The organism is Nonomuraea sp. NPDC050733, from assembly GCF_040654215.1.
In the GTDB taxonomy this organism is placed as follows: domain Bacteria; phylum Actinomycetota; class Actinomycetes; order Streptosporangiales; family Streptosporangiaceae; genus Nonomuraea.
Window position 1 is genome coordinate 36471 of the sequence record NZ_JBFAHO010000027.1, and the last position, 13873, is coordinate 50343.

Below are 13873 nucleotides of genomic sequence, written 5' to 3' on the forward strand. Positions count from 1 at the left end.
GGGGGGCCTCGGCGCGTCAACCTCAGGGTTGGTTCCGCGGTAGGCCCACGGTCGTACGCGCCGGAGGGGGTGTCAGGGGCGGAGGCGGAGGGTGTGGACGGCGGCCTGTTTGACCGAGTCCGGCTTGGAGCGCATCGGCAGCAGCTCGCCCCTGGCCCACATCTCCGCCTGGTCCCAGTAGTTGGCGTGGAAGGCGTGACCCGAGGCGCCCGTCAGGTTGATCCAGCGGGACTTGTCCAGGTCCGCCAGATCCACCACCATCCGCATCGACGGCACCGACGTGACCGCGTACCCCTTGGCGACGTTCCAGCCGGTGGCGTCCACCGCGTCCTTGCCGCCCGCCACGCTGAGCGGGCCCCGGTTGAACAGCGCCTCCACCGGCGCGATGCCCGAGGTGCCGAGCGTGGCGTTGGTGAGCGTGAGCCGGTGCAGGTCGCCCCAGCGCCAGCCGCGGACGTCGGGGCCGAGCAGCCCGGACACCTCCTGGTAGGCGTCGGCCATCGCCTGCCTCAGGACGTCGTCGCGGGTCTCCGTGCGGCCCTCGGTGGTGGTGTCGTCCCAGTACGGGTCGTCGGGCGTGTCGAGCAGCCGCCGCATCACCACGTACCACCGGTCGCCGCCGCTCGGGCGGGCGCCCTCGGGGAGGTCGTCGTCGAAGGTGGCGCTCAGCAGGTGGCGCCAGACGGCGTTGAAGTACGCGGCCGGCGCCGAGTCGACGCCCTGCGAGCCGTCCCAGCCCTTCAGCAGCTCCCTGGCCCGCGCGGTGGGCCCGGCGAGCTCCACGTCCATGAGGGCCGGCACCAGGGTCTCCGCCAGGCCGTTGCGGGTGTCCTGCTGGATCGAGGACATGGTGGAGGCGTCGACGTCACCCTTCGCGACGGCCTCCCGCAGCCGGTCGGTGATGCGCTGCGAGCGGTAGCCGTACGACCAGTCCTTGGTCAGCAGCGGCTGGTAGCGGCGCGGGTCGATGACGGCGTTGTTGGCTGTGACGATGTAGCCCTCGGGCGGGTTCTCCACCGACGGGAGGCGGTCGTACGGGATGGGCGCGGTCTTCCAGTCGTACTCGCCCGTCCAGCCGGGCACGGGCCAGGTGCCGTCGCCCTTCTCGCGCACCGGGATGCGGCCGGGCGCCTGGTAGCCGATGTTGCCGGACGTGTCGGCGTACACGAGGTTCTGTGCGGGCACCTCGAACAGCGCGGCCGCCGCCCGGAACTCGTGCCAGTCGCCCGCCTCGTTCAGCGCGAAGATCGCGTCGGCGGTGCGGCCGGGCATCAGCGCGGTCCACTGGAGCGCCACCGCGTTCGCGCCGGCCGACGGCTTGACGTCGCCCATGACCTCGTTGATCAGCGGCCCGTGCCTGGTGCTGCGTACCTCGATGGTGACGGTGTCGCCGCCCGCCACCTTGATCTTCTCCTGCCGCTTCTCCAGCTTGACCTGTTCGCCCTGGTACAGGTACGTGTCGCCCGTCACCTGCTCCAGGAACAGGTCGGCCACGTCCGGTCCCAGGTTGGTGAACCCCCAGGCGAGCTTGTCGGTGTGGCCGATGACGACGCCGGGGACGCCCGAGAAGGTGAAGCCCGTCACGTCGTACGAGCACCGCTCCGACAGCTCGCGGCAATGCAGCCCGGCCTGGTACCAGACCGACGGCATCGCGGCGGACAGGTGCGGGTCGTTGGCGAGCAGGGGCTTGCCGCTCCTGGTGTGCTCGCCGGAGACGACCCACGAGTTCGAGCCGATGCCGTCGCGCTCGGCGGTGCTCATCGTGCCGGGCACGGCGTCCAGCGTCCGCGCGGCCTGGGCGAGCGCGGCGGCGGCCGGTCCGCGAGGGCGCGTGCCCAGGCGGAGGCGCGGCCCGGCCGTCTGGTCGAACCGGTCCTGCCGGATCGCGCCCCGCGTGACGATCGGCGCGTGCTCGTCGAACGGGTATCCCGGGTAGAGCTGCTCGACCCGGTCACGCGGCAGCTTGGTGAGGGCGAGCGCGCGGTCGATCTCGTCCTCCATGTTGGAGCGCAGGTCCCAGGCCATGGCCTTGAGCCAGGCGACGGAGTCGAGCGCCGTCCACGGCTCCGGCTCGGCGTCGACGCCGGTCACCTTGAGCAGGGAGTATTCGAGGCTGCGGTCGGAGGCGTTCGGGTTGGCCCGGAGCCAGGCGTTCACGCCCTTGGCGTACGCGTCGAGGTAGCGCCGGGTGCGCTCGGACAGCTCGGTCAGCTCCTGCTCGGCCACCCTGCGCCAGCCCATGGTGCGGATGGCCTTGTCGCTGTCGAGCGTCGCCTTGCCGAACAGCTCCGACAGCCGCCCGGCGGTGACGTGCCGCCGGAAGTCCATCTCCCAGAACCGGTCCTGCGCGTGGACGAACCCCTGCGCCATGAACAGGTCTTCGGAGGTGTCCGCGTAGATCTGCGGGATTCCTGATTTATCGCGATAAATCTCTACATTCCCGGTTAAGCCGGGCAGCCGGAGCGACCCGTCCACCTGAGGGTACGACGTCCGTACGGTGTGGGCGACGACGCCCGACAGCACCAGCGCGAGGGCGAGGAGAACGGTCAGCGCCCGCGCCAGCCAGCGCAACGGCCAGGGCAGCCAGGCGTAGGGCCTCAACCTCACGAATACCTCCGATCCTCCGCGTCCTCCCGCGCCGGACCATTAGTCTGACAGCCCCTGATCACTCCTCTCGCCCGGTTCGCACCGGCTCCGGGAGCTCCCGAATCCGCCTGGTCACGGCGCATTCATTCATGATCACGTTCCGTGCGGGAACGCCCGTGGCGAGGGTCTCAGCGGCTCTTGCCGATGTCGCTGGACAGGTCGAGCCCGAGCACCTGATCCACGTGCAGGAACGACTCGAACTTCGTCCCCGGCGGCACCGACGCGTCGTCCGCCAGCTCCCGCAGCACCCGCAGCGCGCCCGGAGTGTCCAGGTCGTCCTCGAAGGCGGCCTCGACGCGCTTGACGTGCTCGGCGGCCATGGGCGCGCTGGGCGACTCCGACCACTCCGCCACCAGGGTCCGCCAGCGGCGTACGGCGCGGTCGGCGGCGCGCAGGGAGTCCCAGGTGAGGACGGTCGGCCGCCGGTAGTGGTGCTCCAGGAACGCCATCCGCACGGCCAGCGGATCCAGCCCGGCACCCACGACCTCGGCCAGCGACACCCCGCCGCCCCCGGCGTCCCCCGTGCCGGGCGGCGGCGCTTCGCCCTCCGGCGTGTGCCCGCCCGGCTCGCGGTCGTCGAAACGCACGTCCGCAGCGTGGACCCGGCGCCGCACCACCTCGCGCCCGGCCGCCGCGTCGGACTGGGCGCGCTCACGCTCCTCGTACGGCGCACGCGGCCCGGCCCCGCCCACGTGGACGTCGACGCGCCCCCCGAGCAGGCCCAGCGCCACGGCCGAGCACACCACGTGCGCACCCGGCACGCCCCGCCCCCAGGGCGAGTCCCAGGAGGGCTCGCCGCCGGAGGGAAGCCACAGCGCCCAGTCGGCGGGGGAGCGCCCGCCCTCGGAACGCTCACCGGCGGGCAGCGGCGACAGGCCGGGGAAGGAGCCGGCGTCGAAGAACACATGCCCGTCCGGGGTCACGTAAGCGTGCCCCTTCTCCACCAGCGCCCCGACGAGCTCGACCACGTACGGGATGGTCTCGGCCACGGACGGCGCGTGCTCGGCCGGCCGGCAGTTCAGCGCGGCGGCGTCGCGGAGCGCCTGCTCGCCGGCCTCGCCCGGACCGCGCGGAGAGCAGGCCACCACCCGCACCCGACCGCGTTCGAGAATCCGCCGGATCAGGTCCGCCAGCAGGAGCGACCGCAGCTCACCGAGTCCGGGCCGCCCGTCCGGCCGCCCGTCCGGCACGTCGCCGGGCACCCCGCCCGGCCATCCGGCCACGGCGGTCCCGCACGCGTACGTCCGCAGTGCCCGCCCGGCGGCGATCTCCTCGGTCGTCCCGGTCCGGCTGTCGTGGATCCGTAGCATGGCTCCGAGCCTAACCGGCCCGGCCAGGCCCGGAGATCGCCGCGCCGCCGCGCGCCGGACTCCGGGGCCGGCACACGAGGGCTCAGCCGCCCAGGAAGCCGAGGATGTCGCGGTCGCCGCGCTCCCGCAGCCGGGCCAGCACCTCGTCGCGCGTCGCCGTGTCCGGCAGCCCCACCCGGGCGCCGATCAGCCGCAGCCCCTCCGCCTCGGAGGTCACCGGCGCGGTGTAGCCGATGAGGTACAGCGCCCGGTTCAGCGGCGGCATCGCCACCGGCGCGGCCGGCAGGTAGCGCGTCAGCAGCTCGCCGCCGTCGGACACGGTCAGGAAGACGTGGTCGCCCTCGCCGGCCTTGAAGTCGGCCAGCACGTTGCGGATCGACCCCATGGTGGGCTGGTTGTGCCAGCTCACCACCACGTCCCCGGACGGTGTGGAGGCGGTGAGCTGCCCGCCGGGAGCCATGCCCAGGTACGCCGCGAACCCGGTCGGCAGCGGCGAGCCCGACCCGCGCAGGTGCTCGGCGTTGACGTCGACCCGGTGCCACCACCGCCCGTCGCGGCTGCGGAAGCTGCGGCGCGTCAGCGAGACGTCCTTGCGCGGCTGGTACGGCTCCGCCGCGCCGCCGGCGGGCGCGGTGCCGGCCACCCGGATCCACCCGCGCTGGGTCCGCTCGAACCCCGGTCCGCCCGAGTAGGCGCGGACCGAGCTCTCGCTGACGTCGTAGCGGGAGGTGAGGTTGGTGACGATGGTGCTGACCGACGCCTCGCCGCCGGCCCGCTCGATCTCGCGGGCGATCATCTCCCGGATGCCGAGGTACTCGTCGCCGCCCCACTGGGTCAGCCCGTACTTGTTGCGGTCGACCCGCAGGAACCGGTCGTCGGCGGTGAGCTGGTTGCGGATGCCGACGAGGCTGTAGTCCTCGCCGATGCGCTCCTGGATCTCCTCCGGCGACAGCGGCTGGCCGGCCACGGCCAGGACGGCCTCGGTCTTCTCGTTGATGCTGCGCGGCCACGGCACCACGTGCTGCTCCAGCACGCGCAGCTGCGGAACGGACTTGATCCAGCGCTCGGCGACGTCCTCGCGGACCCCGAGCTGGGCGACCATGGTGACGGCCTCGGCGAGCGGCCGTGGGCCGTCGGTGAAGAGCTGGCGCGTCTTCTCCCGCAGCTCCTCGGCGCCGCCCGCGACGAGCCAGCCCTCGGACTGCTCGTAGCCGGTCAGCAGCGTCCGCACGAACCTCCAGGCGGGGATGCCGAGCGTGCGCAGCTCCGCGCGGTGCCACGGCACGGCCGCGGCGAGGTCGTCGGACGGCACGGCGGACCCGAGCCGTCCGCGGAGCCAGGTGACGTGCGCGACGAGCGGCACCGCGTCGGGGCCGCCGAGCCAGCCCTCCACGTGGTCGCGCAGGTCCCGCTCGATCTGCCTGATGCGCTCCCGGGTGACGGAGAAGCGCTGTGCCAGCTCGTCCAGGGTGACCCGCTGGATCGCGTAGAGCCGGTCGCGGGCGATGGCCCGCTGCCGGTCGTCCATGGCCCTGAAGAGGCCGTCGACAAGGTCGGGCAGCGGCTTGTCGCGCCGGACGGGGGCGGCCGGCGCGTCGGCGGCGGGCTCCAGCAGGCGCTCGAACACCCCGCCGAACAGCTTCTGCACCACGTCCTTGCCCAGCATCTCCGGCGTGCGTTCGGCCTCGGCCGGGTCGGAGAAGCGCAGCAGCGGCAGGATGTCGCCGAGCAGCAGGTGGCCCCAGCAGGCCACGGCGAGGTCGGCGAGGTGGGCGGCGACGCCCTGGGTGCCGATGACGGCGCAGGCGCGGTCGAGCGGGATCGCCTGCCACCATGCCTCTGGCAGCTGGGGATCTTCCACGATGGGCGCGACCTGACCAGGAGAGGTCCAGCGCACAGGTGGCGCGAGGTCGCTCAGGCTGAGGTTCATTCGGGTCCAACCGGCAATGGGAAGATATCCGCAGTTCAGACTATGTACTCAGAACGACAGAAATGGGCTGCCCCTTCCTGAATGGGAGACGTAAAGGATCGATCGCGCACGCGTGCACGCCACGTACAGCATGCCGCGTTCGCGCTGGAGCGCGCGGGCCCGGGCCGCCGGGTCCTCGGGCGGCGTCTCGGGCACCACACCCGCGGCCACACCGATGACCGCCACCCTCTCGAACTCCAGGCCCTTCAGGTTCTGGAACGTCGACACCCGCACCTCCCGGTCGCCGAGCGCCCGCCGGGCCTCCCGCACCAGCGCGGGCGTGCGCGCGGCCACGGCGATCTCACCGGGCGGCACCCCCTCGGCCAGCCAGGCGCCGACCGTTCCGGCCAGGCCGGCGAGCTCCGCCTCCGGCGACTCGTAGGCCAGCACCACCGGCCGCCCGCCGTCGCGCGTCGCGCGCAGGCCGTACAACGGAGACATACCCTTGACCAGCCCGTCCACCGGCCCGCCGCCCCGCACGCGGACCGCGAACGTCAGCAGCTCCTGCGGCAGCCGGTGGGAGAGCCGCAGCTCGCGCTGCTCGGCCGGGATGCCGAGCGCGCCGAGTGCCACGCTCGTGTCGGTCACCCGCTGGTGCGGGTCGCCGACGATGAACAGGTCGTCGTGCGTGTGCGGCGCCGCCGCCCGCAGCAGCCGCCACTGCGCGGGGCTGTAGTCCTGCGCGTCGTCCACGACGATGTGACGGTACGGCTTGCGTCCCGGGTCCACGTCGTCGAGCAGGTCGCCCGTCGTCCTCGACAGCAGCCGGAGCGCCTCGTCGGTCAGCTCGGCCAGCGTCCGGGCCCCCGGCCCGATCAGCGCGGGACGGCGGCCCTCGGCGTCGCTCACGATGCGCATGGCCAGCCGCTCGGGGTTGTCCACCTCGACCCGCTTGCGCACGGACTCGTCGGCGATGAGCGTGTCCAGCCGGGCCGACAGGTCCTCGCCCAGGCTCTGGGAGAACGTCACCAGCAGCACCGGCCCCTTGCCCCGCGCGGCCAGATGGGCGGCCCGGTGCAGCGCCACGAGCGTCTTGCCGGTGCCCGGGCCGCCGATGACCAGCAGCGGCTGCTCGTAACGGGGGGCGTGGGCCAGCCGGTGCTGCGGCGGGTGCAGGAACGTGCACCACTCCGGCGCGGTAAGCACCCGCTCCAGCTCCACCTTGTCGGCGACGAACGCCGCCCGGTCCGGGCTGCGGCGCAGCGCGGCGTGCAGGTCCTCCGTGTCGATCTGGCGCGGCTCCTCGTCCACGGCGCGCCAGCCGTCGAGCTCCCGCCACGCCTCCGACAGGGTTCCGCCACGGGCCAGCACGGACAGGGGGGCGTGCTGGGTGGGCGGCAGGAGGGGTTCGAGCGCGTCCACGTCGGCCTCGGTGGTGATCAGCCGGATCAGGGGCAGCGCCCGCACGTCGATGCCCAGCGCGAGCAGGTCGCCGTCGCAGATCGGGTCGAACAGCCGTGCCGGGCCCGCCGACCTGCGCAGCGCCGGCTCCACCCGTTCCAGCGCGTCGGCGTCCCACTCCTCCACGACGCCCAGGACGGGGTTGATGCCGAAGCGGTGGCGGCGGGCGTGCGACCACGCCTCGGCGTCGGGCAGCACCGTGCGCAGCCAGTACACGTCCCGCTGCCGCACCACCACGCCGCGATGGCCCTCGCCCAGGCGCAGCGTCGCCACCCGCGCGTCACGCGCGCCCCGCACCCGCTCGGGGTGCGGGCCGCCCGCCACGTTGAGCAGGAACCGGCGTAACGCGACCACGGCGTCCCTGCGCACCGGCGGAGCCAGTGCGCTGAGCCGCCCGGGGAACCCGGGGCCGATCGCGAGCCGCGGCACGCCCGCTCAGTCCAGCAGGGCGAGCAGGTCGCGGTCGCCGCGCTCGCGCAGCCGGTTCAGCAGGTCCGGCAGGGCCACGGGCCCCGTCAGGCCGATCCGGGTGGCGATCACCCGGGCGGCCTGGTCGCGGGTGCCGCCCGGAGCGGTGTAGCCGACCAGGCGGAGCGCCTTCGTGATCTTCTCGGCGCCCTGCGCGGCCACCGGCAGGTGCCTGGCCCGCAGCACGCCCTCGTCCGACAGGGTGAGGAACAGGTGGCCGCCCTCCTTCGCGCCGACGTCCACCAGCAGCCGCTCCACCGACTCCAGCACTGGTCTGCCGTGCCAGGTCATCGTCAGCTCTCCCGCCGCGCTGCGCACCGTCCGCGTCTCGCCGGGCGACAGCCCCAGGTACGCGGCGAACCCGGTCGGCAGCGGGCACTCGCCCCCGCCGAGCTGCTCCGCCGTCACGTCCACGCGCAGCCACCACCTGCCGTCCGGCTGCCGGAAGCAGCGCCGTGTCTGCGAGACGTCCTTCAGCGGCTGGTACGGCTTGCCGGCCCCCTGCCCGCTACCGTGCTGCTCGCTCCCGTGCTGACCGGCCCCGTGCTGATCGGCCCCGTGCTGATCGGCGTCTTGCTGGTCGGCCCCGTGCTGACCGGCGGCGGGAGGCTCGTCCACGTGGTGCTCGCCGGACCCCCCGTTGCTCTCCCCGGGCACCGGTGTGGCCGGCAGGAACGCCTGGAACATGGACGGTCCGGGTGGTCCGGGTGGTCCGGGCTGCGCGGGCGGCCTCGGCTTCCGGACGGGGAGCTCGGGCGCGGGGGACGCCGGTGGGACGGCCGGCACCCCGTTGGCGGCCGGCCCGGCCGCCTGCGGGGGCCGGGCCGGCAGGGTGGCCAGCACGAACTGCCAGGCCGGCACCTCCAGCGCCTTGATCTCCTTGGCGTGCCAGGGCGCGGCTCCGATGACCCGGTCGCGGGGCGCGGCGGGGCCGATCGTCCTGCGCAGCTCGTCCAGGTGCTCCCGGTACGGGGCCGCCTCGTCGCTGGCCAGCCACTGGTCCAGGCGGGCCCGCAGCCGCTCCTCGGTCTCGGAGATCTCGGTCGGCGGCACGGCGAACAACTTGGCGAGCTGGTCCACGGCGGACGGCTCGTCGGTGAAGACCCGGTTCTGCGCGACGGCCCAGCTCTTGTCGTCGAGCCCGGCGAAGGCCGCCTCGATCAGCTGGGACAGGTCCCGCGCCGCCTGCCCGCCCTCGGCCTCCGGCTCCTCGTCGGTCTCGTCGTCCTCGGTCTCGTCGTCCTCCGTCGCGGGGCCGTCGCCCTCCGGCCGGCGGTCGTCGAGCTCAGCGGCCTGCGGCTCCTCGTCCTGCGGCTCCTCGGCTTCGGACTCCTCCGCGTGCAGCTCCACAGCCTCGGGCTCCGCGGGCTCGGGCTCCACAGCCTCGGGCTCCGCGATCTCTTCGGCCTCGGAGTCCGCGACCTCGTCCACGATCTCCGGCACATCGGGCCCAGCCTCAGCCTCGGCCGCCTCGGCCTCGACGTCCTCGGCCTCGACGTCCTCCGGCTCGGGCTCCTCGGACCCGGCGGCGTCCACGGCCTCGACCGGCGCCTCGACCGGCTCAGGCGCGGGCTCGGCCGCGACAGGCGCGTCCACGGCAGGCTCGGCGACCACCGGCACGGCGGCGGGCACGGCGGCGGGCACGGCGGCGGGCACGGCGGCGGGCGGCACGACGGACGCGGCAGCGGTGGAGGGCAGAGGGGACACCCGGGCGAACACCGCGGAGAACAGCGTCCCCAGCACCGCCCGCGCCTGGATGAACGGCTGGTCCACCAGCTCCCGGCCGGTCAGGGCGAGCAGCCCCGCCCACGAGCCGGCCCGGTCGAGCGCGATGGCGACGTGCGGCTCGTCCGCCTCCTCGGGGTCCAGCACGTGCAGCGCGGGCAGGATGTCACCCACGGCGGCGGCGGGCCACTGCTCCAGAGCGATCTCCGTGAGCAGCTCTCCCAGCGCCTCCGGCCCGATGACCGCGAGGACGCGGGGCAGCGGCAGGCTGCGCCACCAGGCGTCCGGAAGGTCCGGCTGCCCGGTGAGCAGCGTGATCGTGGACGCGTCGCTCCACCTCAACGGTGGTACGAGGTCGCTCAGGCAGAAGTTCATCCCGTTCCGTTCACCGGCCCCTCACGCCGCCGTGTCGTCGCAAGGCTCGTCAAGCTGATCAAAACGTGCGTATCGCGGTGCGGGCGCAGTCTCGCCGCCCACGGAACAGACCATAGTCCGGCAAAACAGCCCTACGCATCATGGACTACGCATCAGCGCCGGACAGCGGCGAAGCGCAGACGCACGTAATCCGCCATCCAGCCCGTCTCCCTGCGCAGCGCGGGCGCGGCCAGCTCGTTGACCCGGCCCAGCAGCGGCGCGACGATCTCCTGAGGCAGCCCCTCGATGACCGAGGAGGCGAACATCCGCACCCAGTCGGCGGCTCCGCCGGGGCACTCGTCGAGGGGCGTGGGGCGGTCGAAGTACTCCAGCAGCCGCACCACGAAGCCCTCCTGCTCCAGGCGGCGGGCGTACTCCGCGGGCGTGGGGAAGTACCAGGGCAGGTCGGGCTCGCGCAGCCCGTACTCGCGCCAGGCCGTCAGCATGGCGGCGGTCAGCTCGGCGCAGTTGCCCGCCCCGCCCATCTCGGCGACGAACCGGCCCCCCGGGACCAGGGCCTCGCGGACGTTGGCGATGACGGTGGCCGGGTCGCGGCTCATCCAGTGGAGCGCCGCGTTGGAGAAGACGGCGTCGTAGGCCTGGACGACGGTGAAGTCGTGGCCGTCGCCGACGATGAAGTCGATGCCGGGGTGCTGCGCGAGCGCCTTCTCGATCATGGCGGGGGAGCCGTCGATGCCGAGCACCTCGGCGCCGCGCGCGGCGATCTGGGCCGTCAGCACTCCGGTGCCGCAGCCGAGGTCGAGAACGCGCTCCCCGGGCCGCGGATCCAGCAGGTCGACCAGGGGAGCGCCCTGGGTGGAGACGTAGCCGAAACTGCCGTCGTAGGCGCGACTGCTCCACCGCTCCAAGCTCGGTGCGTCATATCGCAAGACGATCAGCTCACATTCGTCAGACATCGGGCCCCCGTGGCCGTGCTGTCCGTTCACTTTAGAGGCTGAGCGTCGCTATGACATACCAAGTCACATCGGTCTCACCGGACGCTCTTTGTCCATTCTCTCTTTAGATAGGACTTTCCCGCGTCGGTTTGCGGGATCGTGAGCAGGACCGGCGGTCCGGGCGGGACGGGCAGCTTGGCGGCCTGCTCGGTGTCGAGCTTGCCGCGCATGAGCATGGCCTCCGCGCGCGCCGGCCGGGCGTAGCCGCGCTGCAGCAGATTCTGGCCCTCGTCGGAGAAGAGGAACTCCTCCCACAGCCGGGCCGCGGCCGGGTGCGGCGCGGTCTTGGAGATCGCCTGCACGTGGTACGAGCCGAGCGGGGCGTCCTTCGGGATCGTGACCCTCCACCCGTCGGGGTTCTGCGCGGCGCGGCGGGCGTTGACGTGGTCCCAGCTCACGATCACGTTCGCCTTGGCGGGCTCGGTGAGCCGCCCGGCGCGCCCGAGCCTGCCGAACAACTCCACCCCGCGCCGCGGGTGCGGCGTGCCGCGCTCCAGCGAGGCCGCCATGACGCCGTCGAAGGCCGTCTCCGCGCGCAGCGGGTCGCCGTCGAGCGCGACCGTGTAGCCGGGCTTGGTGAGGTCGGCGAACGAGGTGGGCGCGGGGACGCGCGGGTCGTAACCGATCGACATGTACGAGCCGTAGGCGGCGTACCAGGCGCCGGTCGGGTCCTTGACGTCGTCCGGCAGGTCCTGCCAGCCCGCCACCTTGTACGGCGAGAAGTGGCCGGCGTGGGCCACCGCCACGTCCAGCGTGAGGTCGTACACGTCGGGCTTGGGCTGCACCGCCGCCTGGAGCTGGCGGGCGCTGCTGGCGTTCGGCTCGACCTCGTTCACCTTGACGCCGTACTTGTCGGTGAAGGCGGCGAGGAGGCCCCCGTAGTTCACCCAGTCGTGGGGGAGCCCGATCACGTTGAGCGACCCCTCCTGGCGGGCCGCCGCCACGAGCCGGTCCATGTCGCCGAAGCCCTCCTTGAGGGAGAGGGCCCGCACGTTCACCGGCGGGAGCGGTTTGGACGGCGTGCTGGTGGTGGACGCGCCGCACCCGGCGCTGACGAGGATGGCTGCCGCGGCGGCACACATACGTACGGTCACACGGCGAATACTCGCCGTTACGGACGCTCAGGTCGAGGAGGCGCGGCCGGTACGATCCGGGCCGCCACCAGACTCTCCTCGGAGATCTCCACGAGCGTGCCGTTCTTTTTACGCACCCGCAACACGCCGTGCTCCCACGATTCCAGGACGCCGACCGCGTCGCTGAACCCGCCGGGAACCCGCCTGCGCGTGGTGATCCGGGCGCCGACATCGGCGCTTGTGACGCTGATCACGAGACGAGCGGCCATGAGTTTGCCACCCTCCGTTTCGGCCAGCCGACAAGCACGGCAATACTAGGGCCTAGCAAACCGCGGTCAGAGTCAGCCATGGTGGCGGAGAAGAAGGAGCTCGAGGTGACCTACGTCATCGCGCAGCCTTGCGTGGACGTCCTGGACAAGGCGTGCATCGAGGAATGCCCCGTCGACTGCATCTACGAGGGCGAGCGCATGTTGTACATCCACCCGGACGAGTGCGTGGACTGCGGCGCTTGCGAGCCGGTGTGCCCCGTCGAGGCCATCTTCTATGAGGACGACCTTCCCGAGCAGTGGAAGGACTTCTACAAGGCCAATGTCGACTTCTTCGAGGACCTGGGCTCGCCCGGCGGCGCCTCGAAGGTCGGCAAGATCGAGAAGGACCACCCGGTCGTCGCGGCGCTGCCGCCTCAGGGTGAGGGCGACTAGCCGCCCGCACGCCGTGGGCGGTCGCCCGGCCGGTCCGGCGCCACGGTGCGCGCCGGTGCCGTGACGTGCGCCGTCGCGGTACGGCCCGCACCACCGAGACCTGGAGTTCCGTGAACACCCTGCCCGACTTTCCCTGGGACAAGCTGGAGCCCTACAAGGAGCGCGCCCGCGCCCATCCCGACGGGGTCGTCGACCTGTCGATCGGCACCCCGGTCGACCCGGTGCCCCGGGCGGTCCAGGAGGCGCTGACCGCGGCCTCCGACAGCCCCGGCTACCCGATGACGCACGGCACCCAGCGGCTGCGCGAGGCGGCGGCGGGCTGGCTGCGGCGCAGGCACGAGGTCACGGTGGACCAGCGCGACGTGCTGCCGCTGATCGGGTCCAAGGAGTTCGTCGCCTGGCTGCCGACCTACCTCGGCGCCAAGCGGGTGGTGCTGCCCGAGCTGGCCTATCCCACGTACGACGTGGGCGCGCGGCTGGCGGGCGCCTCGACGCTGGCCTCGGACGGCCTGCTGGCGCTCGGCCCCGAGCGTCCCGACCTGGTGTGGATCAACTCGCCGGGCAACCCCACGGGCCGCGTGCTCCCGGCCGAGCACCTGCGCAAGGTGGTGGCCTGGGCCCGCGAGCGCGGCACGATCGTGGCCTCCGACGAGTGCTACATCGAGCTGGGCTGGGAGGAGCGACCGATCTCCGTCCTGCACCCCGACGTCTGCGGCGGCTCCCACGAGGGGCTGCTCGCCGTCCACTCGCTCTCCAAGCGGTCCAACCTGGCCGGCTACCGAGCGGGTTTCGTCACGGGCGACCCGGCGCTGGTGAAGCGCCTGCTGGAGGTCCGCAAGCACGCGGGCATGATCATGCCGGCCCCGGTGCAGGCGGCGATGGCCGCCGCGCTGGCCGACGACGGGCACGCCGACGAGCAGCGGGAGCTCTACGCGGCCCGCCGCGCGCGGCTGCGCCCGGCGCTGGAGGCGGCCGGCTGGCGCATCGACCATTCGACGGCCGGTCTCTACTTCTGGGCGTCCAACGGAGAAAAATCGTGGGATCAGGTCGGCAAGCTCGCTGATATCGGTATTTTGGTCGCGCCGGGGGAATTCTACGGAGCGGCGGGCGGGCAGCACGTGCGCATCGCGGTGACCGCCACCGACGAGCGCGTCGATGCGGCGGTACGCCGCCTCCAGTAGGATCCCGGCACAGCCCGCCCCGCGGGCGC

The 13873-nt window shown here is 73.2% G+C and carries 10 protein-coding genes; 2 read left to right on the forward strand and 8 right to left on the reverse strand.

Going from position 1 to position 13873, the window contains the following annotated elements:
- Positions 1 to 72: 72 nt before the first annotated feature.
- From AB0H64_RS31630 to AB0H64_RS31665, 8 genes are all read right to left on the reverse strand, one after another.
- Positions 73 to 2601 carry a penicillin acylase family protein gene (locus tag AB0H64_RS31630; protein WP_357632083.1) on the reverse strand — a complete coding sequence of 843 codons (2529 nt, stop codon included), beginning with the start codon at positions 2599 to 2601 and terminating at the stop codon, positions 73 to 75.
- A 173-nt stretch (positions 2602 to 2774) separates the two neighbouring features.
- A complete protein-coding gene (locus AB0H64_RS31635; RefSeq protein WP_357631978.1) occupies positions 2775 to 3956 on the reverse strand; it encodes a cysteine--tRNA ligase in 1182 nt (393 codons plus the stop codon).
- A gap of 82 nt (positions 3957 to 4038) precedes the next feature.
- Positions 4039 to 5817, reverse strand: a complete 1779-nt coding sequence (locus tag AB0H64_RS31640; protein ID WP_357631980.1) for a sigma factor-like helix-turn-helix DNA-binding protein — start codon at positions 5815 to 5817, stop codon at positions 4039 to 4041.
- A 117-nt stretch (positions 5818 to 5934) separates the two neighbouring features.
- Positions 5935 to 7755, reverse strand: a complete 1821-nt coding sequence (locus tag AB0H64_RS31645; protein ID WP_357631982.1) for a UvrD-helicase domain-containing protein — start codon at positions 7753 to 7755, stop codon at positions 5935 to 5937.
- A 6-nt stretch (positions 7756 to 7761) separates the two neighbouring features.
- Positions 7762 to 9894: a hypothetical protein gene (locus tag AB0H64_RS31650; protein ID WP_357631984.1), complete on the reverse strand. Its 2133-nt coding sequence runs from the start codon at positions 9892 to 9894 to the stop codon at positions 7762 to 7764.
- 152 nt (positions 9895 to 10046) lie between these two features.
- Positions 10047 to 10850 carry a class I SAM-dependent methyltransferase gene (locus AB0H64_RS31655; protein ID WP_357631986.1) on the reverse strand — a complete coding sequence of 268 codons (804 nt, stop codon included), beginning with the start codon at positions 10848 to 10850 and terminating at the stop codon, positions 10047 to 10049.
- Between the two features lie 74 nt (positions 10851 to 10924).
- Positions 10925 to 11983, reverse strand: coding sequence for an ABC transporter substrate-binding protein (locus AB0H64_RS31660; protein WP_357631988.1), 1059 nt, complete (start codon positions 11981 to 11983; stop codon positions 10925 to 10927).
- Positions 11984 to 12000: 17 nt separating this feature from the next.
- Entirely contained in the window at positions 12001 to 12231 is a 231-nt protein-coding gene (locus AB0H64_RS31665) for a hypothetical protein (RefSeq protein ID WP_357631990.1), read from the reverse strand.
- A gap of 105 nt (positions 12232 to 12336) precedes the next feature.
- On the opposite strand from AB0H64_RS31665, the gene fdxA reads away from it, so the two are divergent.
- Complete coding sequence (gene fdxA, locus AB0H64_RS31670) at positions 12337 to 12663, forward strand: ferredoxin (protein WP_310713081.1); 327 nt, start codon at positions 12337 to 12339, stop codon at positions 12661 to 12663.
- A 110-nt stretch (positions 12664 to 12773) separates the two neighbouring features.
- Entirely contained in the window at positions 12774 to 13844 is a 1071-nt protein-coding gene (gene dapC, locus AB0H64_RS31675; protein ID WP_357631992.1) for a succinyldiaminopimelate transaminase, read from the forward strand.
- Positions 13845 to 13873: the final 29 nt, after the last annotated feature.

Coding starts and splice junctions, on each gene's coding strand:
- AB0H64_RS31655 (WP_357631986.1), bottom strand. CDS start 10,850: ATGTCTGACGAATGTGAGCTGATCGTCTTGCGATATGACGCACCGAGC.
- AB0H64_RS31650 (WP_357631984.1), bottom strand. CDS start 9,894: ATGAACTTCTGCCTGAGCGACCTCGTACCACCGTTGAGGTGGAGCGAC.
- AB0H64_RS31635 (WP_357631978.1), bottom strand. CDS start 3,956: ATGCTACGGATCCACGACAGCCGGACCGGGACGACCGAGGAGATCGCC.
- AB0H64_RS31665 (WP_357631990.1), bottom strand. CDS start 12,231: ATGGCCGCTCGTCTCGTGATCAGCGTCACAAGCGCCGATGTCGGCGCC.